The following is a 23,378-nucleotide window of genomic DNA, read 5'->3' as shown; positions in this document are numbered from 1 at the left end:
TTTACATCATAGCGATAAATTAGGCTTTTGCCGTTTGTTCCTGTTGTTTGGCGGCCTCTTGTGCTGCTAATTCTTGGGCTTTGATGGCAGCTTCGAGTTTTGCTTCAACATAACCCGGTGAATGGGTGGCGGCCGAAATTAAACGGTACATGGCAGGGATCACGAACAGGGTTACAAAGGTCGCGAAGGCCATACCGAAGAACACTACAGTACCCACGGCAATCCGGCTTTCTGAGCCCGCGCCCGTCGAGAAGATCAGCGGCACCGCTCCCACTAAGGTGGTGAAAGCTGTCATCAGGATTGGTCGTAAGCGACGAGTCGAAGCATCGATAATCGCCTTATCTAATGCCAAACCTCGGTCGCGCAGTTGGTTAGCAAACTCAACGATCAAGATACCGTTTTTAGTCACCATACCAATCAACATGATCATGCCGATCTGGCTATAGATGTTAATGCCTTGACTGGTGAGCAACAGGCCGAGGAAACCGCCGAATACCCCCATAGGCACGGTAAACATTACCACTAAGGGGTTGATAAAGCTTTCAAATTGCGCCGCGAGTACCAGATAAGCGACAAGGAGCGCTAAACCGAAGACAATCAAAATGCTGCTTTGGTTTTCTTTAAAGTCCTTCGATTCGCCGGTATAACCGATGGAAATATCCTTAGGTAATAACTCAATGGCCTTGTTATCCAAAAACTTCAATGCTTCGCCCAAGGTATAACCTTTGCTGATGTTGGCCTTGAGGGTGATGGATTTTTGCTTATTGGTGTGGCTAAGTTTTTGTGCCGAGGCCACTTCTTCGATATGGGTTACCGTATCGAGCGTCACTAACTCGCCCTTGGCCGAGCGCATATAGATTTGGCTTAAATCGCCGACGTTATTAAAGCTGTTTTCATCGCCCCGCAGATACACATCGTACTCTTCGCCTCGGTCAACATAGGTGGTCTCTTTACGACCGCCAAGCATGACCTCTAAGGTTTGTGATACTTCATCGACGCTGATCCCAAGCTCCGCCGCCCGTTCTTTATCGACGGTAACAATCAACTCGGGCGTGGTTTCGGCGTAGTCTAAATCCGCGCCTTCCATCATGGGGCTGGCATTGGCTTCTTCTTTTAATACCTGCGCCCATTTAAAGAGTTCGGCGTAATCTGAGCCGCCGAGCACAAATTGTACCGGTTCACTCGATTGCCCTCTAAAACCTGGCATCATAGGGCGAACCATCACATCGGGAATATCTTTCAAAGCGTTGCTGATAATGCCCAGAGCCTGTTGCGCCGTCACATGACGATGTTCCCAGTCCTCTAACTGCATGATCACAAAACCAGTTTGATCGCCAGCGCGGCCACCAAAAGCTGGAGCTTGAACGCTGAAGGAGCGTAAAACACCTTGGCCGAGGAGGGGCATCAGTCGGTCTTCGACTATGTCCATGTTTGCCGTCATACGGTTATAACTGGTTCCTTCGGCGCCTTTGACGAAGGCAAACAGTACGCCGCGGTCTTCCTGCGGCGCTAACTGTGAGGGCACCTGTTGCATCAACCATACACTGCCGCCGACACAGGCGAGGATCACCAGTGGCGCCAGTAATCTAAAACGAATCGCATGGGTTACGCCAACGCGGTAAACCTTCTCCATGCGGGCAAAACCACTGTCAACGAAACGATTAAAACGGTTCGGTTTTACATTGGCTTTGAGCAGTTTGCTACTGAGTACCGGTGTGAGCGTCAGGGCAATTAGTGAAGAAAACAGCACTGAAACCGCCAGCATCACGGAGAACTCGGTAAAGAGTAAACCGACCATGCCCTCCATAAAGGAAATCGGCAGGAACACCATCACTAACACGGCTGTAGTGGCCACGACCGCAAAGCCCACTTCCCGCGTTCCTTTGTAAGCGGCAAGCAGCGGTTCTTCGCCGCGCTCAATATGGTGGAAAATATTCTCAACCACCACGATGGCATCATCGACGACCAGACCAATGGCGAGAATTAATGCCATTAGAGTCAATAGGTTAATCGAATAACCGAACATATTGGCGGCGATAAAGGCCGAGATCAGTGACACGGGCACTGTCACTGCGGGGATAAGCGTGGCTCTTACTTGTCCGATAAAGATATACAGCACTAATACCACAAGGGCGCCAGTGACATAGAGAGTGTTGTACACCTCGTTGATCGAGCGGTCGATAAATACGGTCGAGTCAAAGTCCACCACGAGACTCGTGCCTTCGGGGAGAAAGTCTTGAATTCTATCGACTTCATTGTGTACTTCCTGTGCTACCACTAAAGGGTTCGCATCAGACTGAGTGATCACCCCTAAGCTTAAGTTAACAATACCATCACTCTTAAAGGTGGAGTTTTCGTTCTGCGCACCAACGGCAACATCGGCTACATCTTTCAGGTAGATAGGCGTGCCATCGCTGGCGGTGCGAACTACTAAATAGTCAAAATCTTTTGGGGTGTAATACAGACGCTTAGTACGTACCGACATCACAGTGGTGTCATTACGCACTTGTCCGCCTGGAGTTTCGACGTTTTCTTTGCGCAGCGCGTTAGTAATGTCGGTGACTGTTACATTTCGCCCCGCCATTTGTTCGGGTCTGAGCTTGACGTACATAACCTTGTACAGACCACCCGAGATGCTGATGGAACTCACGCCGCTGATAAGGCTAAATCTGTCTTCTAATACCCGCTGGGCATAATCGGTGAGTTGGGTGCGGTCCATTACGCTGGAGCTTAAGTTGACATAGACAGAGGGCTCGCCGGAACCATTGTCCTTAGAGACCACGGGGTCGTTAGCATCCTCGGGCAAGCGTCGCTGGGCGCGGGCCACGGCGTCACGCACATCACTCACCCCTTCGGTTAAGTTCCAACCGAGCAGGAATGTAACAGTGATCCGTGAGCTGCCATTGCGAGTCGTTGAGGTGATTTCATCGATGCCGCTGATCCCAGTAAGTTCATCTTCGAGGGTCTTAGTGATTTGGCTCTCCATAATGGCGGCCGAAGCGCCGGAATAGCTAGTACTGACGGTCACCACTGGGCTTTCGACATCGGGCATTTCCCTGACCGACAGTTTAGTAAAGGACACTAAGCCAAAAACGCACAGCAATAAGCTTAAAACGATCGCGACGACGGGGCGCTTAACTGAAACATCGGACAGCCACATTATTTCGTCTCCGCAGTGTTGACGTCAGACTTGGCTGCAGGACGATTTGTGTCGTTCTTGGCTTCGAGGACGACCTCATTGATCTTTAAGCCATCGCGCATATTCACTAGCCCTTGCACTACCACTTTGTCGCCAATCTTGAGGCCAGAATCGATCAGCACTTGGTCGCCCACGCGGGCGCCTAAAATCACTTCGGTGCGATGGGCGATATGGTCCTCGCCAACCACATACACGTAGCGCTTAGTGCCTGAATATTCTAAGGCTTGTACTGGCACAATCGGAGCAGAAATCGGTGGGAAGGTGATGGTCGATGACATCATCATGCCGGGTTTTAAGCGGTTTTTCGCGTTTTCAAATTGCACGCGGATCTTCAAGTTTAAGGTTTCTTCATTGACGCGGGGATCGATGGCAACCACTTTGCCGATAAAGGTTTCACCCGGCCAAGCGCGGCTGGTGGCCGAGACTGGCATGCCAATACTCAGCTGTGACAGAAAATGTTCGGGCACTTGTAGGTCGAGTCGCATACTGGATAAATCATCCAAGGTCATCAACTCAGTGCCTATGCTCACCATTTTGCCTTCACTGAAGTTAATCAGGCCGGTTTTACCGGCAAAGGGGGCGATCAGCGAATGGTAATGTAAATCTGCCTGCGCCGAGGCGAGTCGTGCTCTGGCAATATCGACACTGGCCTTTTGCGCATCGATTTCGGTTTGGGTGATGGCGTTGCGGCTGATAAGCTTTTCAAATTCCCTGAGTTTACGGGTTTCATCATTTAAAAAGGCATTGGCTTCGGCCACCGCAGCTTGGGCTTTCATATCGTCGAGTTCGATAAGCAGTTGGCCTTTCTTGACCGCTTGATTCGAGGTCACGGCGATTTGCTTAATTTTGCCAGTGACTTGCGGCGCTATCACCACAGCGCGATCGGCGGCGAGTTTACCTATCAGTGAAATAGATTGTGCTAGTGGATGTTCAACCACTTCTCCTGTGACCACAGGCACTGTGCGCATTAAATGGGGCGCGCTTTCGGGTTTTGCCGCTTGCAGTACATCACTAAAACTCACAGCGGCGGCAACCGCAGCAACTAAGGCAATGGCTATTATGGTTTTTTTCATTGGAATAATTATCTCGCACAAAGACGGTTAACAGGCGAACGCACTAATGGCGCTATTCTAGTGAATAACCGTCAGCAGGTGGGTAAAAGTTTGTAAAGTTAAGCACTCGAAAGTGAAAGAAATTGTGTTTTGTGTCGAGACACCCCATGGCAATCTCATCCGCCCCGTTTGAAGTGGCTAAGATAGCCGAGTTTAGTTACTAAGGATGTGCTTGTGTTCGTATTTTTTCTATCGGATCTAAGGTGGATTGAATTTGCGGGTATTGGCTTAAAATTGCGTCAAGGCGGCCATCCTGGTCCATGCTTTCCAGTCCTTTATTAAACTCATTGACTAAGGTAGTTTGGTCGGCGATTGCTAACGAAACTCCTAAATGGAATACCTCAGTCGCGATGGGCTCGCCTACTTGTTCAAGGGTATCGGCATATTCACCTTCATGTTGCTTGATTAAATACTGCGCAAGGTTGTAACCAATCAACACTAAGTCAATGCGTTTTAGAAACAATTTCTTAAAATTCATCTCATCGGAACTGCCTTCCTCGGTCCTCAGTCCCGCAGCGGCAATTTCGGGTGGATTGGCATAGCCGCGACCAATGCCTATGGTAAAGGGTTTTAGCTCAGTTAATTGACTAAAACTTAAAGGATTATCCTTACGTTTGTAGAAGACTATTTGTACGGCCTGTATGGGATCGGAATAGTGTGCCCATTGCTCACGCTCTTTGCGGTACCAAAGGCCAATAATGCCATCGGCCTGGCCTGTTTTAACGAGCAAGGCTGCCCGCGCAAAGGGATAGAATTTGACACTGGCATTATAGCCGCGACGTTTAAAGGCTTCTTTTACCACAAGTGCAACGCCGCCTTGGTCGGGTAACTCACTGGTGTAAAAGGGAGGGTAGTTAGTCGCCACGAGTGTTAAATCTCGTCCTGCCATACTCGGGGTTGATAATCCTAGTAGCTGCAACACAAGGCTAATTTTGATTAGCGACTTGATGTTCATACTCGTCCCTTAAAAAATAAAGAGTCACTTTGCTGAGTATAGGGGGAGTTTGGATCTTGAGTGGGGAATTTTGTGTGGCGATAACTATAGTGGTAACTCTCAAAAAATTAAAGGGAAAAGAGGCGCGGTGACATGCAACCGAGTTATTGGACTCAAAAAATAAAAAGGGCTTATGGGTAAACCTCATAAGCCCTAAATCCTGTTGTGCGGCACTCTTATTCTTGAGTGAGACTTTTATGTGAAAGCCATGCTTTAAAGTGGCTCTTGCTCTCCCTGATACAGACCTCGAGTGAGTTTATCTTGGTCTATCAATAGTAGCTCGCCCGATTTACCATTCTTAATGCTGCTATCTATCGCAATGATTTTATTATGGTAAAGCCCGAGAACTCGCTCCTGTGAGGTATGGCCGACTATGATGTGGTCGACTTTAAAGTAGTTAAGGATATGGTCGATTTCTTGCTCACTAAGCACGTCTTTAAAATAGCCTCGGTACCAAGTGGGGCCATTAGTGAAAAACAGGAAGTTCAACAAATCATTTTGTTTTAAATCTTCTTTTTTATCGTCTAAATGTTGGCGAAATAACTGGTTGGCATCACTGATATTGAGTTTACGCTCGACCCATTCAGGGCTTATTCCACCGTGCATAAACAGCAGATTGTTGATCTTCACTAGGGTGTTTTTGCTGCGTAACCAACGGCCGATTTCGGTGTCTTTGTTGTAGAGCGCATCATAGCTGCGATCGAGTAATTCGGTTGAGGTTTTGTAACGCTCATTGATATAGCGTAAGTCGCCGCGAAACACCATTTGCTCGTGGTTGCCCATGAGTAAATGTAAACGACCACCGGCTGCTTGGGCCTCTTTATCTAACTCATATAAAAACCACAAAACTTCGTTAACTTGATGACCGCGGTCGAACATATCGCCCGTCATCACCATATGACCATCACCAAAGGCCCAATGATTATTTTCATCGATAATCTTATGGGCTTTAAGCAAATTAATCATCACATCAAACTGGCCGTGCACATCGCTCAGAGCAATAATTTTACCCGCATGGGTATAAGTATCGGCCTCAACCTGAGGTGCCTCGCTATGACGTACTGGTTGTGGCAAGTTACCGCAATCGTTAGGGCGGGCTAATTGATTGTTTGCGATAGGAGTTTGTTTTAACTCACTCTGGCAGATCCAGTAAGCAGTATTTTCTTTTCCTTGGTCAAGAAACACATAGGGGCCATCTGTGACGTGTGCACTGTAAGTGGCAAAGGAAAACAAGCTGAGCAGAGAGAGTAGGGCTCCCTGAGCGGCGATAGTACCGCGCTTTTTGGCCGATGCGGATGAATACACATCCTGTGATGGGCATTTCACGTGATTGACGCCTCGTTCGGAGAGTATGTGCATTCGATGTTCCTTATATCGTTTACGCCGCCTATTTGGGGGTTGGTTAGCATAATGTTAATAATTGGATGCGGCAAGGGTCATCAAGATGGAAAATTTTCATGAACAAGCGATTAAAAGTCATGCTTATCTTGCGCTGAACTTGAGGGTTTATGTTGCGTGAAGTGTTTAAAACTATAGTGAAGCTATTTTTAACTAGATCATTTTAATAAGTGTTTTATGTTCATTTACCCCATTATTTTAATCGGCTTTAATACAGTTGTTTTAAATATTTTTATATCTTTTTATTCAACTAAATGGTCAGATGATATTTTTAATTGATACGTGTGTTTTTGATATTTGTGTCTTAGTTTAAATAATTTTGTTTATTGATTGCCAAATAAGTGTTGATAATGGTAAAAGTGCAGTTTGATCACCTAACGTCATGATTTTACTGATCTCCATTCGGTAATTGATGCTTTTTCTTAACCTGTGAGTTAAAGCCTGAAATCGTAGGTGAAATGTTTTTATTATCTAAATAACAGATATGCGTACCGTATGATACCGTTTTTATTAAAATGCCAACCCAGTAATCGGTTGGTATTCTCCATAGCTCGTGTTTCTTCGCTAATATACCTTAACACTCGACCACAAAACGTTCGCCATACGTTAACGTCAGTTGTTTCTCTTATTTTGTCGAGTTTAATTGTGAGTGCCGCCAGTTTATTTATGGCGCCGATTTATGCTGATGACACTGAACTTTATGTTTTCGAAGCGTCGGCACGCAATGGCTCGCGTCCACAGGTGCTGATTATTTTCGATAACTCGGGCAGCATGAGCAGTCTCGCCTATGATGTCGAGGCGCCCTACGAGAATAAGCGCAAGGTCAATTTCGCCCAATCGGGGAATTTATTTTATAGCCGAGGCTCGTCGGAAAATACGACTGCGCCTAATCCGAATGCATTGCGAGAAAAACGCAAGTTCAAAGGTTCACTCAATGGCTGCGAAAGCTCATGGGAATTTCTCAATCGTTACGGCACCTTTACGGGGTTCTTTAGGGAATATGGTTTTTCGGGAAGCTCGGGGTCTTGGAGAGAGTTTTCAGAGCTCAATGGCAGTTCCATTTCCGCCGTCGATTGTTTTGAGGATATTCAGGAAGCTAAGTTCGGTAACGCGGTAGGCGAAGCCGAAGGTTTACCCGTGGATAGCTTAGGGACGGCGAGCAAACCTGAACGTTATACTAGGGCCAGTACTAGCTCGTCAGACAGTATAAAGTCTGCGGCCAAGACGAAGGCGGAAAAAACCGCTTTTGGTACTGGCAAAGTGGTCACTGTCTATACCGAAGATTACTTAAACTGGTTGCATGGCCCTAAAACTAAGGTGGATAAGACCCGGCTAGAACTGGCTAAAGATGCGATTGAAAGTGTGATTTTAACCACGCCGGGCGTGGATTTTGGCTTAGCCGTTTTTAATATGAATGGTCCCTATGATGGGCAGCGTGATGGTGGGCGGATAATCTCTGGGATTAAGTCTATGTCCGCCGAAACTAAAATTGATTTGTTAAAAAGAGTTAACCTGATTAGTTATGCCCAAAATACCCCCTTATGCGAAACCCTTTATGAGGCGTACCGCTATTTTGGTGGGCAGAGTCAGTATTTTGGTGACGACGACAGCGATCACCATTATTTCGATCGCTGGGGGCGCTATCAAGGGACTTACCAAGCGAGCGTAAATCCTTTTACCGATCCCGAAGCATTAGTAGTGGGGACCAACAACTATAACTCGCCCTTCAAACGCTGCCAAAACGAAGCCTATATCATCTATATCACCGATGGTGAGCCCACACTGGATAATGCGGCCGATGGATTGGTTGAACAGTTAACCAAAGGTGTGGGGAAACATACATCTCGCCCCGTCAGTTACCTCAGTGCGCTTTCGGGCTGGATGAGAAATGAGGATGTCAATCCGAACTCCGCGGGTAAACAAACCGTTAAAACCTTTACCATCGGCTTTAGTGAAGGTGCTGCAAGTGCCGAACATTTGCTGAAGCAGACCGCTGAAAATGGCGGAGGTAAGTATTTCGATGCGACCGATGCCAGCAAATTACGTTCTTCATTACAAACGGCCTTGAACAATATCCTCGAAAAAAATGCCAGCTTTACCTCTCCCTCGGTGGCAAGTAATAACTTTAACCGAACGCAAACCTTTGATTCAGCCTATTACTCTATGTTCTTGCCAAACAAAGGGCCGAGATGGTTAGGCAATATCAAGAAATTTAAGGTGACCAGTGGTGGTGATGTTGTCGACAGCAAAGGCATTAATGCGATAGGCGAAGATGGCAATATCAAGGCCGATGCCTGTTCCTATTGGACCTCTGCCGAAGAGTGTGGTGTGAGCGGCGATGGTAACGATGTGAAGCGGGGCGGGGTGTTAGCCGCTATGCAACAGGCTGGCAGTCGAACCCTATACAGTAATTTTGGCACGGGATTGAGTCCGTTTACCCTATCGAACGCTTCTCGCAAAGCGGGGGGAAATACGTCTTTAGCCTTCTATATGGGAATCGATGAAACTGAGCTTAGCGAGCATTTTGATTGGGCAAAAGGAATCGATGTCGATAATGACAAGAATCAGGACTTAAGTGCCGTCAGTGGCGCAACCCCAAATTGGCGCACCGATATTATGGGGGATGCTTTACATTCCAAACCCTTAGCACTGAATTTTGGCTCCGAAGGCAAACCCGATATTCGGATTATCGTGGGGACTAACCATGGGTTCCTGCATATGTTTAAGGATGAAGGCGATAGCGTGTCCGAGACTTGGGGATTTATGCCCTATGAGTTGTTGCCTAATCTTCGCGATCTCAAGGCTAACGCGCCGACGGGCGTGCACTCAGTATACGGTATTGATGGCTCGCCAGTCGCCTATACCAAAATGCAGGGTAAACGCATTGAAAAAGCGTGGGTCTTTGTGGGGATGCGCCGTGGGGGAAATGCTTATTATGCCCTCGATATCACCTCCCCCGATAATCCTAGTTTTATGTGGAGGATTGATGCCAGCTCACCGGGAATGGGTGAGTTAGGTCAATCCTGGTCGACGCCTGTCGTCACCACGATTCCGAGTGCCACAGGGGATAAACCCGTGCTTATCTTCGGTGCAGGATATACCCCCGCGACTAAGGATGGCGCTGAGATTGGCAGTGACGATAGCCAAGGCCGAGGTGTGTTTATTGTCGATGCCGAAACGGGCGCGTTAATCCATCAATTTGGTGGCAGTGGCGCAAATACCCAACTGCCGGGGATTGCCAACAGTATTCCGAGCAGTGTTGCCGTGTTAGACGGTAATGGCGATGGTCGAACGGATAGGATTTATGCCACAGACACCCAAGGGAATGTGTGGCGAATGGACATGCCTTCGGCAAATACTTCGACTTGGTCGGGATTTAAATTTGCCGCATTAGGGGATAGGAGTTCGGTGGCAAGTGACAGACGATTCTTTTCGGGGCCGACAGTTGCCCAGACCATGGTCACCAATACCTTCGAGTTGACTCAGGTGGTGAATGGGAAATCGACCAAGACAGTGACTAAGCAGAATATTCCCTACGATGCCGTAGTTGTAGGCAGCGGTCATAGGGCGAAGCCTAGCGATGCGTCCCGTTCGGATATGTTTTTTGCCTTGCAAGATAGGAACATAGTGACTCAGTCATTCCAAGGTAAACCTAATCAAAAGCCTGTGCCGAGCGCCTTAACCTTAAGTGACTTATACGATGTGACTACGGCGGCGCCAAACGATAAAGCCAGCGAAATCGCTTTTGGTCAAAAGCGGGGCTGGTACTATAACTTCTCCCGCAAAGGTGAAAAGAGTCTATCCTCTGCGACCATAGTACAGGGCGAGGTGTATTTCACCAGTTTTGTGCCTGGCAGTGATGCTTCGGTGAACCAATGTTTGAGTTCGGGTAAGGGCTACCTCTATAAAAAGAACTTACACAAGGGCACAAATGGCTACAGAACCGATTTCTTGTATGCCGGTGAACTGGTTTTGGATACGCCGCAATTGGTCATCCCCCCGGCTGCGCAGTCCGATGACCCCAATGCTAAGGCTCCCACTCCAGATATGTTTTTGATTGGGATTGGTAAGGCGGTGCCCGAGGAGGCGACTTGTGAGAGTGGTAATCCTAAGTGTATCGGCAGTGGGCCTAAAGCAAACAAGATTTACTACTACGTAGATCAATGATGCAAAGCCTTAACAAACAACATGAGTGATAGCTTTATGATGAAATATGGTACCGTTTGTCTGTTGCTGTTATGGGGGCTGCAATGGCCTGCAATGGCGGCAGAAAAAGAGAAACGACAGGATTACAAATGCTATTTAGAAACGAATCAAGGATTTAAATTGATGCGTTTCTCCTGGTTTGAATCTAAAGTCGAGCAGTATCAACTGTCTTTACCCGGTACAAAATTACCCCGTTTACCACAGGATAAGCCGATAGCGCTCTATGTTAAGACGGTGCTGGAATGTGTGAAAAAGACGGAGAATTTCACCCTCGAAGAAGCAAAGCAGGCCGAGCTTGCTCCTGAAAACCAAGGTTAACCGATTATCTAAGCCTTTAAAAAGACATAGATAATCGCTTTGTGCTCAGGACTAAAATATCACGCCTTAGGTAGTAAACTTCCTAAGGCGTATGCTTTCAATCACCAACTTGATAAGAAAGCTGCTGATTAGGATAGCTGCTGATTCAGATATTCAAGCCACTCAGAGGGGTGACCGTAAAAGCGGCTGTGATTGAGAAGCTTTAAGTGGCCTTCACTGGTCTCTAGCGCCACTGAAGGAAACCCCTGGGCGCCGAGCTGATTCATTAATGCCCGCGAAGCGACGATATGTTGATAAAGGGTTTCTTCATTTTCGGCGTATTCTCCGGCGAAGGCGGCGCAATCTATCCCCAATTTCTCCGCTAAAAGTTGCAGGTTATTTTCATCGCTTGCGCACTTGCCATCGCGATAATGGGCGAGCTGCACCGCATGTAAGTAGGCTAAATCATCGCCTCCTAAGGCGGCTACAGCGAGTAACGCCCAGATGGGCGGCGCCGAATCTAATAGGATACTCGTGTCACGCAATAGGCCTTCATAGTAGTTCTCACCAAAGGCTTGTCCGGTTAGCGCGGCAATACGCTGGTCATGGGGCATCACATAGTCGCGCCATTGATTATCAATCTGTTTGCGTCTTGGGCCTGTGAGCATGCCGCCCGCGTGGAGTTTAATGGTAAATCCGGCAGCGGCTGCGGCATCAAACAGCGGTGCGGCCGCATAACACCAACCGCACAGAGGGTCGATAATGGCATGTAAAACGGCCGGTGGATTTTCAGTGGTATTCATTGGGACTTCCTATAAAACAGGCTGAACTTTGGCTTTTGCTTGAGTGTTAACCCAAGCACAACATCAGAGTGAATGGAGCCGGAATTTCCAGCTTACATGGGCCAGCGCATTTCGCCCATGATGACTTTGGAGCTGATCTCAAGGCCCACATCGCTAGGGATTTGTGGGTAGAGTGCGAGCATCTTGGCGATTAAGTCCGCAGAGTTTTTTGCTGTTTTAGCTGCATTTTCAAAGGCATGAATATAGTCGCGGGTAAAGTTAATCGCGCGCTGATCAAATCTCGCCTTGCCAAGATAATGGCCTGGGATCACCGTTTCGGGGGAGAGGGCGCTCATTTTATCCAAATGGGCTAACCAAGCCTGGCGAGACTCGATACTTTGGGTATCAGCAATCCAAACATGCGTGTTATCAAACACTTCAACGCCGCCAGTGATGGTCTTCGCAGAAGGGACCCACAGGAAGGTATGCTTAGGGTGAGTATCCTCTAGACCTTCAATCAGCACTTGTTCACCGTCGATACTAAAGCTATTGGTTGTCACCACCTTAGGCAGCACTAATTGGCTCGGTGCATTGTCCTTTAAAATCGGTCCCCAGTAGGCCAGTTTGCCCTCCATCGAGGCTTTAATATCATCGACCGTGGTTTGGGTGGCGACGATTTCAACCTCGGGGAAGTTTTGCTTAATCACATCCAATCCAAAGTAAAAGTCTGGATCGCTGTGGCTGATATACACCAAGGTAAGTTTTTTACCGCTGGCCTTAATGCTATCCACTAAGGTCTGGGCATCATTTTTTTGGAACTGAGCATCGACCAACATCATTTCATGTTCGCCACTGATAAAGCTGGAGGACACGGCAAAGATGCTGTTTTCGCCCGGATTAAAATGGCTCACTTGCAAAGGTGCGGCTTGCGCCGTAGCCATTCCCGCCACCAGCATTGCAGCGGCGAATTGGGGTTTGAAGCTGGCCAAGCTCAGGTTATTCAATAGTGTCATTTCAGTTCTCACTTATTCATTCAAATAGGCATTCGGTGATTTGCATTGCTACAAAAGTGAGCTTAGTTTAGGTTGCAAAAAACGTTAGATAAACACGGAAAATTGCGTTTATTTGTTGCATAATTCGGTTGAATTGGCGTTGAAAGCCGAATATCTAGTGCGCGCTAATCCACAAGGGAGAATAACCATGGATAGACTCGAAGCGGCAAAGGTGTTTGTGACTATTGTCGAACGGGGAAGCATGATTGGCGCCGCCGAGGCGTTAGATATGTCGCGCTCCATGGTGACCCGTTACTTGGCCGAGATGGAAGAATGGTCGGGCGCCCGTTTATTGCACCGCTCTACGAGACGTTTGAGCTTGACCAGTGCGGGTGAGCAAGTGCTCGATTATTGCCAGCGTTTGCTTGAACTTGCGCAGGAAGTGCCCGCCGTCAGTCATGCTCAGAGTGCCCAGCCGCGAGGGTTACTGCGGATCAGCTGCTCGCAATTTATGGCGCATTTACTCCTCCCCAGCGTTGTGCGTCCATATTTAGCCCAATACCCGCAGGCGAGTGTGAACTTTCATGTGACGAGTCAAACCGTTGATTTAGTGGCTGAACGTATCGATCTTGCCATTCGAATCACCAACGAACTCGATCCTACGCTTATCGCCAGACGTTTAGGCGAGTGTGAGTCTGTGGTGTGTGCTGCACCGAGTTATCTTGCCTGCCATTCGGCCATCACGCATCCCGAGGATTTAACCCGGCATAACTGCTTGACCTATTCCTACTTTGGCGATGTGATGTGGCGATTCACTCAAACGCATGCCGCCGCGAGGGCGATGCCAACGCTGGAAGTAGGGCAGATATTTAATATTCCGGTGAAGGGCAACCTAAGTGCCAATGATTCTATGGTGGTGCTAAACGCCACTCTGGCGGGAGAGGGAATTGCCATGCAGCCCTTATGGGCGGCGAAACCGCACCTCGATTCGGGGGCATTAGTGCCATTGCTGCGGGAATTTAGACCTCAATCCCTAGGCGTGTATGGGGTGTATCAATCCCGCAAACATATGCAGCCATCATTAAGGGTGATGATGGATATGCTAGTGCAGCATTTTAATGGGGCAATTTAAGGGCGTGATCTTGAATGCGCGACTTGTAAGTTGTACTTGCATCTCTATGAGATAGCGGCGACTGGGTTGTGTTGTTCGTTCGACTTTGTCCCTAGGTTAACGTCACTTTGGAATCGTTAATCAGCCCCAGCTCCTTCCTTCGATTTATATTTTGCGCTAGACACTTAAACCCCATTGCGGCTATTTTCTGTTCGGCTATATTGGTTGGGATATTTTTGTTTTAAATGTGCAACTTAGGTCCCATCCTCCCCTGCTGAGCAGACGATATGAGCGAAGATATTAAAGATCACAAAGAAATTACCCGCGCGAATATTCGCGTCAATGCCCAGCTCGATGTGCCCTTTTTGGCGATGAACACCCTAGCGGCCATCATCGCCAGCTACGGACTCTTGGCCAACAGTGCCGCTGTGGTTATAGGTGCCATGATTGTCGCTATGCTTTTTTCCCCGATTTTAGGTTTGGCTTTAGGGCTGGTCGAAGGCGAAAAACTCTTGGTTCGACATGCCATTAAAAGTTTGATCGTGGGGAGCATTCTCGTTTATCTCACTGCCTTTATCATTGGCTTTATTCATTCCGATATTCCTATCACTCCTGAGATCATGGCAAGAACGGCGCCAAACTTTCTCGATTTAATGGTCGCGTTTGCGGGCGGTGCGGCGGGGGCCTATGCGACTATTTCGCCGCGGTTAAGTACTTCCTTTGTAGGGGTGGCGATTGCCACCGCATTAGTGCCGCCCCTGTGTGCCTCGGCGATATTGCTAGGTCATGGGAATTTTGAACTCGCCCGAGGAGCCTTCTTACTGACGTTTACCAACATAGTCGCCATCCAATTTGTGTCCTCCGTAGTGCTGTGGTTGAACGGTTTTCATGGATTTTATTTTTGGCAAAAAAGCTCACTGTGGGAGTTGCTGAAACGTAACTTCATTACATTGATACTGCTGGTTATTTTAGTCATTGCTCTCAGTGTGAATCTGCATAATGTGGTAGCAAGGCAATTGTATGAGAGCAAAGTGACTCGCATTGTGAGTGAGCAGTTACTCAAGTTCCCCAATATGCGGTTGATTAAAGTTGGGATTGAGGAAGAGGCCAGTCAATGGATAGTGCGAGTCACGGTTGGTGGGCTTAAAAAACCGGATGCCAGTTTTGTGCGATTACTGGAGAGTGAGTTGACGCAGGCGGGACAGGAAAAACCAGCAATCGTGCGCGTGCGTTACTTTCAGGTTGATGTGATTGACCGAGATGGTGACGTAAAAGCAATTCATGAGCAGGATTAGTTGTGGTTAATGTGTTGAGTATTAAAGAAAAGCCCCGTAATTGCGGGGCTTTTTATGTACCTGTAAACGCATCGCGCTTACTTAGTCATACGCTTGTATTTTAAGCGGTGTGGCTCAACCACATCGGCACCATAGGTGTTCTTCAACCACGCCGAGTATTCGGTGTAGTTACCTTCGTAGAAGTTCACTTGGCCTTCGTCGCGGTAGTCCAGAATATGGGTCGCGATACGGTCTAAGAACCAACGGTCGTGCGAGATCACCATAGCGCAACCTGGGAATTCGAGAATCGCTTCTTCCAGTGCGCGCAGGGTTTCAACGTCTAAGTCGTTGGTAGGTTCGTCGAGGAGCAGTACGTTACCGCCAGCCTGCAACAGTTTAGCTAAGTGAACACGGTTGCGCTCACCGCCCGACAGCGTGCCGATCACCTTTTGCTGATCCGCACCACGGAAGTTGAAGCGGCCCACATAGGCGCGGCTTGGGATTTCCATGTTATTGATACGCATGATGTCTTGACCACCGGAAATTTCTTGCCAAATGGTGTTCTTGTCATTCATCGAGTCACGGAACTGTTCAACCGATGCCAGTTGCACGGTTTCACCCAGCTCGATGGTGCCGCTATCAGGCTGCTCGCTGCCAGACAGCATGCGGAACAGGGTCGATTTACCTGCACCGTTGGCACCGATAATACCGACGATCGCGCCCTTAGGAATGGAGAACGACAGGTTATCGATCAGAACGCGGTCACCGTAGGATTTGGTTAAGTTCTTCACTTCGATGACTTTGTCACCTAAACGCGGTCCGGGCGGAATAAACAGCTCGTTGGTTTCGTTACGTTTTTGGTAATCAGAGGTATTCAGCTCTTCGAAGCGCGCCATACGGGCTTTGCCCTTAGACTGACGGCCTTTCGCGCCTTGGCGAACCCATTCTAATTCCTTAGCGATGGTCTTTTGACGCGCGCTTTCAGCGGCCGATTCCTGCTTCAAGCGAGCATCTTTTTGCTCAAGCCATGAAGAGTAGTTACCTTCCCATGGGATGCCCTCACCACGGTCAAGTTCTAAAATCCAGCCAGCAGCATTGTCGAGGAAGTAACGGTCGTGGGTAATGGCCACAACGGTGCCCGAGTATTCCTGCAGGAAGTGTTCGAGCCAAGCGACTGATTCGGCGTCCAAGTGGTTGGTCGGTTCGTCGAGCAGCAGCATCTCTGGCTTTTCCAGCAGCAGACGGCAAATCGCCACACGGCGGCGCTCACCACCCGATAAGACTTCAATCTTTTCATCCCAATCAGGCAGACGCAGCGCGTTAGCGGCGCGCTCGAGGATGTTGTCCAGATTGTGGGCGTCCTGCGCCTGAATGATGGCTTCGAGTTCGCCTTGCTCTTTGGCAAGCGCGTCAAAGTCCGCATCGGGATCGGCGTAAGCTGCGTAGACTTCGTCTAAGCGTTTGAGGGCATTTTTGGCTTCAGAAACCGCTTCTTCAATCGCTTCACGCACGGTTTGCGTCGGATCGAGTTTCGGTTCTTGCGGCAGGTAACCAATCTTCAGCCCTGGCATTGGACGCGCTTCACCCTCAATCTCGGTATCGATACCGGCCATGATGCGCAATAGGGTGGATTTACCTGAACCGTTAAGACCTAACACACCGATCTTAGCGCCGGGGAAAAAGCTTAAGGAAATGTCTTTAAGGATCTGCTTCTTAGGAGGAACAACCTTGCCCACCCGCAGCATGCTGTAAACAAACTGAGCCATTTTTCTGCATCTTAAGTGACTAATGATGCGGCTAATTCTACTCGATTGCGCGCCGAACTCAACTCGGCATTGAGGCGAGTTCAAGGTAAAACTGTAGGATTTTCATGTTTCAGAGACTGGGATTGTCGGCTAGTTACGAGTAGAATACCGCGCAACCCTACCTACAAGAATTGGCAGCTGGAGTAAGCAATGCTGAAAAAAGATATGAATATCGCAGATTATGATCCGGAACTGTTCAACGCAATTCAGAACGAAACTCTGCGTCAAGAAGAGCATATTGAGCTGATTGCTTCTGAGAACTACACTAGTCCACGCGTGATGCAAGCGCAAGGTTCACAATTAACCAACAAGTACGCCGAAGGTTATCCAGGCAAGCGTTACTATGGTGGTTGTGAGTATGTGGACGTAGTTGAAACCTTAGCGATTGAGCGTGCAAAACAACTGTTTGGTGCGACTTACGCAAACGTACAACCTCACTCAGGTTCTCAAGCGAACAGCGCCGTTTACATGGCATTGTTAAAACCAGGCGATACCGTTTTAGGTATGAACCTCGCTCACGGTGGTCACTTGACCCACGGTTCACCTGTTAACTTCTCCGGTAGACTGTACAACATCATTCCTTACGGCATCGATGAATCAGGCAAAATCGACTACGACGAAATGGAACGTCTGGCGGTTGAACATAAGCCTAAGATGATGATCGGTGGTTTCTCTGCTTACTCAGGCATCGTTGACTGGGCAAGAATGCGCGAAATCGCAGACAAAATAGGTGCTTACCTGTTTGTCGACATGGCGCACGTAGCCGGTCTTATCGCCGCGGGCGTGTATCCAAATCCAGTGCCACACGCTCACGTTGTGACCTCAACCACTCACAAAACCTTAGCCGGTCCTCGTGGCGGTATTATTCTGTCTGCTGCCGATGATGAAGAGTTATACAAAAAGCTGAACTCTGCGGTATTCCCTGGCGGTCAAGGCGGTCCTTTGATGCACGTTATCGCGGGTAAAGCGGTAGCCTTCAAAGAAGCTTTAGAGCCAGAGTTTAAAGCTTACCAACAACAAGTGGTTAAGAATGCTAAAGCCATGGTTGAAGTGTTCTTAGAGCGCGGTTACAAGATCGTTTCTGGCGGTACTGACAACCACTTAATGCTGGTGGACTTAATCGGTCGCGACCTGACGGGTAAAGAAGCCGATGCCGCTTTAGGTAGCGCGAACATCACAGTAAACAAAAACTCTGTGCCAAATGACCCACGTTCTCCATTCGTGACCTCTGGTGTGCGTATCGGTACGCCTGCGATCACTCGCCGTGGCTTTAAAGAAGCTGAAGCGAAAGAGTTAACCAGTTGGATCTGTGACATCCTCGACGATGCCCACAATCCAGCAGTCATCGAGCGCGTAAAAGGCCAAGTATTGGCTCTGTGCGCCCGTTTCCCTGTTTACGGTTAATTCGTTAATTTATCTGAATATGGTGGCTGAGTTCACAACTGCTTAGGGTGTCACTCTTAGGTGGTTAACCTCAGCCGATAAATAGGATAAAATCCCATGGCCGCATTAAGCGGCCATTTTTATTGCTAAAATCTTAGACTTAAACCCGCTCGGTTTAAGCGAGAAACAGCGAAAGCCATAGGCTTTATTCCATTCACGGCAGGAGGCTCAATGCATTGTCCATTTTGCAGCGCGACAGATACTAAAGTGATCGATTCCCGATTAGTGGCGGAAGGCCATCAAGTGCGTCGTCGCCGAGAATGCACCGAATGCCACGAAAGATTTACTACCTTCGAAGGGGCAGAATTAGTCATGCCACGGGTGATTAAACGCGATGGTACGCGCCAACCCTTCGATGAAGAAAAGCTGCAAGCAGGTATGTTACGCGCGGTCGAAAAGCGCCCCGTGTCTATGGATGAAATCGAGCAGGCCTTAAGTAAAATCAAGTCAACGCTGCGGGCTACTGGCGAGCGCGAAGTGCCATCCGAGATGATAGGTAACTTGATGATGGAACAGTTAATGAGCCTAGATAAGGTTGCCTATATTCGTTTTGCCTCGGTTTATCGCGCCTTTGAAGACGTCTCCGAATTTGGTGAGGCGATTGCGAAACTGCAAAAGTAATGTGGGTTATCTTAGGTTAGTGCTTAGGTTAGCGCCTCATTATGCGCCGCATTCGGACACGCTTCCTCAAGATTTCATAGGGTTTATATGAATTGGTCAGAACTCGATAACCAGATGATGAGCCGAGCCATACAACTGGCTCGCAAAGGATTTTATACCACTCGCCCCAATCCCAGTGTGGGCTGCATTATCGTAAAAGATAATCAGATTGTCGGTGAAGGTTATCATCAAAAAGCTGGCGAGCCCCACGCCGAGGTGCATGCGCTGCGGATGGCGGGCGATAGTGCCCGTGGCGCGACCGCCTATGTCACCTTAGAACCTTGCAGTCATTATGGCCGCACACCGCCGTGCGCCTTGGCGCTGATCAATATTGGTGTAAAACGAGTCGTGGTGGCGGTTGAAGATCCCAATCCACAGGTCGGTGGCCGCGGTATTCAAATGCTGCGCGATGCGGGCATTCAAGTGGATGTCGGCTTGCACCGCGAAGAAGCTTACGCTTTAAATCTTGGTTTTATGAAGCGCATGGAATCAGGCCTACCTTGGGTAACGGTAAAGCTTGCCGCGAGTCTCGATGGTAAAACCGCGTTATCAAACGGGGTATCTAAATGGATCACAGGCCCCGAAGCTCGCCGCGATGTGCAGCGTTTACGTTTACGCGCCTGCGCGCTAGTGACAGGGATTGACACTGTGCTGGCCGATGACCCTTCGCTCAATGTGCGTTACTCAGAGCTTGGCAGTCTTAGCTTACTATTGAATGAAGCGCAGATTTTACAACCGCTGCGGGTGATTTTAGACAGTCGCTGCCGCATGCCGATTACGGCAGCTCTGCTTGCGATTGAATCGCCGATTTTATTAGTCTCAACAGTGCCTTACTCGCCAGCCTTTGTAGCGCAGTTGCCCGCCCATGTGACTTGTCTTCAATTACCGGCGATTGATGGTCGAATCTCTCTGCCGGCACTATTAAGCTATTTAGGCAAAAGCTGTAATCAGGTGCTTATCGAAGCGGGCGCGACCTTAGCCGGCGCCTTTATCGGTGCGGAATTAGCCGATGAGTTAGTGCTGTATCAAGCGATGAAAATCCTTGGCGCACAGGGACGTAATCTACTCGAATTACCCGATTATCAAATGATGGCCGATATTCCGACCCTCAAACTGGTCGATGAGCGTAAAGTGGGCGCGGATACGCGTTTCACCTTGAGGCTCACGTCCAATCCATCTTTAGCGAATAAGTGAGTTAACCATGTTTACTGGGATTATTGAGGCCGTTGGCACGCTGCGAAAGCTTGAACGTAAAGGCGATGATATTCGTTTGACGGTCGCCAGTGGCAAACTGGATTTAAGCGATGTGCGTTTAGGCGACAGTATCGCCACCAATGGTGTGTGTTTGACTGTGGTTCAGCAATTAGCCGATGGCTATGTGGCGGATGTGTCGGCTGAAACTGTCAGTCTCACAGGCTTTGCTAACTATAAAGTCGGCACTAAGGTTAATCTTGAAAAAGCCGTTACCCCGACAACTCGCCTCGGCGGGCATATGGTCAGCGGCCATGTGGATGGCATTGCCACCGTCGAGCAGCGTCTGGCGCGGGGCCAAGCGATTGAATTTTGGTTAGCGGCCCCTACCGATCTGGCTCGTTATATCGCCCATAAAGGCTCTATTACCATCGATGGCGTGAGCCTGACGGTAAACGAAGTCGATGGACACCGTTTTCGATTAACCATAGTGCCTCACACCGCGGGCGAAACCACGCTGGTGGATTTAAAAGCTGGTGACAAGGTGAATATCGAAGTGGACTTAATTGCCCGATATTTAGAGCGTTTAATGCGCTTTGATACTAAAGAAACCCAAGGCGGTGGGGTGACCATGGAAATGTTAGCCCGTGCTGGCTTTGTGCGTTAGGGCACTGGCACTTAGCTCACTTAGGTATAGAATTTCATAACAACAGTAAAATCATAAAGGTCCTACAATGGCGCTGCACAGTATAGAAGAGATCATCGAGGATATTCGTCAAGGCAAAATGGTTATTTTGATGGATGACGAAGACAGAGAAAACGAAGGCGACCTGATTATGGCGGCCGAGCTGGTCACGCCTGAAGCGATTAACTTTATGGCGAAATACGGCCGCGGGTTAATCTGCCAAACGATGACTAAGGCCCGTTGCCAGCAGTTAAACCTGCCCTTGATGGTGACTAACAACAATGCGCAGTTCTCGACTAACTTTACGGTTTCGATTGAAGCGGCTGAAGGCGTAACCACAGGTATTTCGGCCCACGATCGCGCAGTGACTGTTAAAGCGGCCGTAGCTAAAGATGCCAAGGCATCGGATTTAGTACAGCCCGGTCATATCTTCCCATTAATGGCGCAGGACGGCGGCGTGTTAACCCGCGCAGGTCACACGGAAGCAGGTTGTGATTTAGCACGTTTAGCGGGGCTTGAGCCATCGGGCGTGATTGTTGAGATCCTCAATGAAGACGGCACTATGGCCCGTCGCCCTGATTTAGAGATTTTCTCTGAATTACATGGGATTAAAATAGGCACTATTGCGGCGCTGATTGAATACCGCAACACCAAAGAAACCACAGTGGTGCGCGAAGCCAAATGTAAGCTGCCAACGCGCTTTGGCGAGTTCGACATGGTGACCTTTAGGGATACTATCGATAATCAATTGCACTTTGCCTTAGTGAAGGGCGAGGTAAAACCGGATTGTTTAGTGCGCGTGCACTTACAAAATACCTTCAACGATTTGCTTCACTCAGAGCGCGATCAGCAGCGTAGCTGGCCGCTTGAAAAAGCAATGGAGCGTATTTCTGCTGAAGGTGGTGTGCTGGTGCTGCTGGGCAATCAGGAGCATACCTGTGAAATCCTTGCTAAAGTCAAAGCTTTTGAGGCGGAAGATCAAGGCCAAGCGCCTGTGTCTGCAAAATGGCAAGGCACTTCACGCCGTGTAGGTGTAGGCTCGCAAATCCTTGCCAGCCTTGGAGTAACGAAAATGCGACTCTTAAGTTCGCCTAAGCGTTATCATTCACTCTCAGGTTTTGGCCTTGAAGTGACTGAGTATGTGGCGGAATAACGGGCTAAACCTGTAAGACGTTGCACTAAGGTAAAATTAATTATTTGTATAATTTGCATAGGGCTGTGGGCGATTGACTGTGGTATCATGTCGCCACTTTTCGCCCAGAGCCGGGTGCTTTAGCTAAATTAGGTAAGAAAATGAACGTAGTTCAAGGTAATATCGAAGCGAAGAATGCCAAAGTTGCGATTGTAATTTCGCGTTTTAACAGCTTTTTAGTTGAGAGCCTGCTTGAAGGTGCAATCGACACGCTGAAACGTTTTGGCCAAGTCAGTGATGAAAACATCACTGTCGTTCGTGTTCCTGGTGCGGTTGAGTTACCGCTGGCAGCACGCCGTGTTGCCGCAAGTGGTAAGTTTGACGGTATCATCGCACTCGGTGCCGTGATCCGTGGTGGCACCCCTCATTTCGATTTTGTTGCAGGTGAATGTAACAAAGGTCTAGCTCAAATCGCATTAGAGTTCGATCTGCCCGTTGCTTTCGGTGTATTGACTACAGATACTATTGAACAAGCCATTGAGCGTTCAGGTACTAAAGCGGGTAACAAGGGCGGCGAAGCTGCACTTAGCTTGCTTGAAATGGTCAACGTTCTGCAGCAGCTAGAACAACAGTTGTAATAGTAGGAAAAATAATGAAGCCTTCTGAGCGCCGCAAGGCCCGCCGTTTAGCCGTTCAAGCCATTTATTCATGGCAACTAAGCGGGAATAATATTGCCGATGTCGAGCATGAGTTTTTAACTGAACAGAGCCTCGACGGTGTCGATGTAGCTTATTTTCGTGAGCTATTTGCAGGCGTAGCAACTAAGAAAACCCAGCTGGATGAGTTGTTCATCCCACACTTGGACCGACCCATTGATGAGGTGTCTCCAGTGGAGAAAGCCATAGTACGCCTAGCGGCCTATGAGCTGACTTTCCGTAAAGATGTGCCGTTTAAAGTTGCCATAAACGAGGCGATTGAACTGGCTAAAGCTTTCGGTGCGGATGAAAGCCATAAGTTTGTTAATGGATTACTCGACAAACTGGTTGCACGTAAGTAATAAGGACAAACGGTATCTTAGGATACCGTTTTTCATTGCT

The 23,378-nt window shown here is 48.6% G+C and carries 18 protein-coding genes; 11 read left to right on the top strand and 7 right to left on the bottom strand.

Features of this window, described 5'->3' with window-relative positions; genetic code table 11:
- Positions 1-19: 19 nt before the first annotated feature.
- The 4 genes from ACK5NH_RS12695 to ACK5NH_RS12680 all read right to left on the bottom strand — a co-directional run bounded on the left by ACK5NH_RS12695 (position 20) and on the right by ACK5NH_RS12680 (position 6,664).
- Positions 20-3,160 carry a multidrug efflux RND transporter permease subunit gene (locus tag ACK5NH_RS12695; RefSeq protein WP_416920583.1) on the bottom strand — a complete coding sequence of 1,047 codons (3,141 nt, stop codon included), beginning with the start codon at positions 3,158-3,160 and terminating at the stop codon, positions 20-22.
- Positions 3,160-4,272 carry an efflux RND transporter periplasmic adaptor subunit gene (locus ACK5NH_RS12690; protein WP_416920581.1) on the bottom strand — a complete coding sequence of 371 codons (1,113 nt, stop codon included), beginning with the start codon at positions 4,270-4,272 and terminating at the stop codon, positions 3,160-3,162. Before ACK5NH_RS12690 ends, ACK5NH_RS12695 begins: the two co-directional genes overlap by 1 nt.
- Positions 4,273-4,471: 199 nt before the next feature.
- Positions 4,472-5,266, bottom strand: coding sequence for a substrate-binding periplasmic protein (locus ACK5NH_RS12685; protein WP_416920579.1), 795 nt, complete (start codon positions 5,264-5,266; stop codon positions 4,472-4,474).
- 252 nt (positions 5,267-5,518) lie between these two features.
- Positions 5,519-6,664, bottom strand: a complete 1,146-nt coding sequence (locus tag ACK5NH_RS12680) for a metallophosphoesterase (protein ID WP_416920577.1) — start codon at positions 6,662-6,664, stop codon at positions 5,519-5,521.
- A 534-nt stretch (positions 6,665-7,198) separates the two neighbouring features.
- Between ACK5NH_RS12680 and ACK5NH_RS12675 the strand changes: the two genes are divergently transcribed.
- Positions 7,199-10,870 (top strand): pilus assembly protein, encoded by a 3,672-nt coding sequence (locus ACK5NH_RS12675; RefSeq protein WP_416920575.1) that lies wholly within the window; start codon positions 7,199-7,201, stop codon positions 10,868-10,870.
- A 21-nt stretch (positions 10,871-10,891) separates the two neighbouring features.
- A complete protein-coding gene (locus tag ACK5NH_RS12670; protein ID WP_416920573.1) occupies positions 10,892-11,227 on the top strand; it encodes a TapY2 family type IVa secretion system protein in 336 nt (111 codons plus the stop codon).
- Positions 11,228-11,355: 128 nt separating this feature from the next.
- Here the strand turns inward: ACK5NH_RS12670 and ACK5NH_RS12665 are convergent, their stop codons facing one another.
- Entirely contained in the window at positions 11,356-12,009 is a 654-nt protein-coding gene (locus ACK5NH_RS12665) for a DsbA family protein (RefSeq protein WP_416920571.1), read from the bottom strand.
- Positions 12,010-12,101: 92 nt separating this feature from the next.
- Positions 12,102-13,001, bottom strand: coding sequence for an MBL fold metallo-hydrolase (locus ACK5NH_RS12660; RefSeq protein WP_416920569.1), 900 nt, complete (start codon positions 12,999-13,001; stop codon positions 12,102-12,104).
- A gap of 187 nt (positions 13,002-13,188) precedes the next feature.
- On the opposite strand from ACK5NH_RS12660, the gene ACK5NH_RS12655 reads away from it, so the two are divergent.
- A complete protein-coding gene (locus ACK5NH_RS12655; protein WP_416920567.1) occupies positions 13,189-14,112 on the top strand; it encodes a LysR family transcriptional regulator in 924 nt (307 codons plus the stop codon).
- A gap of 266 nt (positions 14,113-14,378) precedes the next feature.
- The gene (locus tag ACK5NH_RS12650; RefSeq protein ID WP_416920565.1) at positions 14,379-15,386 is read left to right on the top strand and encodes a TIGR00341 family protein; all 1,008 of its coding nucleotides are present in this window, start codon (positions 14,379-14,381) and stop codon (positions 15,384-15,386) included.
- Between the two features lie 77 nt (positions 15,387-15,463).
- Here the strand turns inward: ACK5NH_RS12650 and ettA are convergent, their stop codons facing one another.
- Positions 15,464-17,131, bottom strand: a complete 1,668-nt coding sequence (ettA, locus tag ACK5NH_RS12645; RefSeq protein ID WP_089068234.1) for an energy-dependent translational throttle protein EttA — start codon at positions 17,129-17,131, stop codon at positions 15,464-15,466.
- A gap of 189 nt (positions 17,132-17,320) precedes the next feature.
- On the opposite strand from ettA, the gene glyA reads away from it, so the two are divergent.
- From glyA to nusB, 7 genes are all read left to right on the top strand, one after another.
- Positions 17,321-18,574 carry a serine hydroxymethyltransferase gene (glyA, locus tag ACK5NH_RS12640; protein WP_069454448.1) on the top strand — a complete coding sequence of 418 codons (1,254 nt, stop codon included), beginning with the start codon at positions 17,321-17,323 and terminating at the stop codon, positions 18,572-18,574.
- Between the two features lie 210 nt (positions 18,575-18,784).
- A complete protein-coding gene (nrdR, locus tag ACK5NH_RS12635) occupies positions 18,785-19,234 on the top strand; it encodes a transcriptional regulator NrdR (protein ID WP_011073317.1) in 450 nt (149 codons plus the stop codon).
- Between the two features lie 87 nt (positions 19,235-19,321).
- Positions 19,322-20,467, top strand: a complete 1,146-nt coding sequence (ribD, locus tag ACK5NH_RS12630) for a bifunctional diaminohydroxyphosphoribosylaminopyrimidine deaminase/5-amino-6-(5-phosphoribosylamino)uracil reductase RibD (protein ID WP_416920562.1) — start codon at positions 19,322-19,324, stop codon at positions 20,465-20,467.
- 7 nt (positions 20,468-20,474) lie between these two features.
- Positions 20,475-21,131 carry a riboflavin synthase gene (locus ACK5NH_RS12625; protein WP_416920560.1) on the top strand — a complete coding sequence of 219 codons (657 nt, stop codon included), beginning with the start codon at positions 20,475-20,477 and terminating at the stop codon, positions 21,129-21,131.
- 67 nt (positions 21,132-21,198) lie between these two features.
- Entirely contained in the window at positions 21,199-22,302 is a 1,104-nt protein-coding gene (ribBA, locus tag ACK5NH_RS12620; protein ID WP_416920558.1) for a bifunctional 3,4-dihydroxy-2-butanone-4-phosphate synthase/GTP cyclohydrolase II, read from the top strand.
- A gap of 140 nt (positions 22,303-22,442) precedes the next feature.
- A complete protein-coding gene (gene ribE / locus ACK5NH_RS12615; protein ID WP_416920556.1) occupies positions 22,443-22,919 on the top strand; it encodes a 6,7-dimethyl-8-ribityllumazine synthase in 477 nt (158 codons plus the stop codon).
- Between the two features lie 14 nt (positions 22,920-22,933).
- The gene (gene nusB / locus ACK5NH_RS12610) at positions 22,934-23,338 is read left to right on the top strand and encodes a transcription antitermination factor NusB (RefSeq protein ID WP_011621889.1); all 405 of its coding nucleotides are present in this window, start codon (positions 22,934-22,936) and stop codon (positions 23,336-23,338) included.
- Positions 23,339-23,378 lie beyond the last annotated feature (40 nt).

It is taken from the genome of Shewanella sp. (assembly GCF_047975355.1).
Classification (GTDB): domain Bacteria; phylum Pseudomonadota; class Gammaproteobacteria; order Enterobacterales; family Shewanellaceae; genus Shewanella.
Note: the sequence above shows the minus strand (reverse complement) of the source record. Positions and strands in the feature narration are given on the sequence as shown.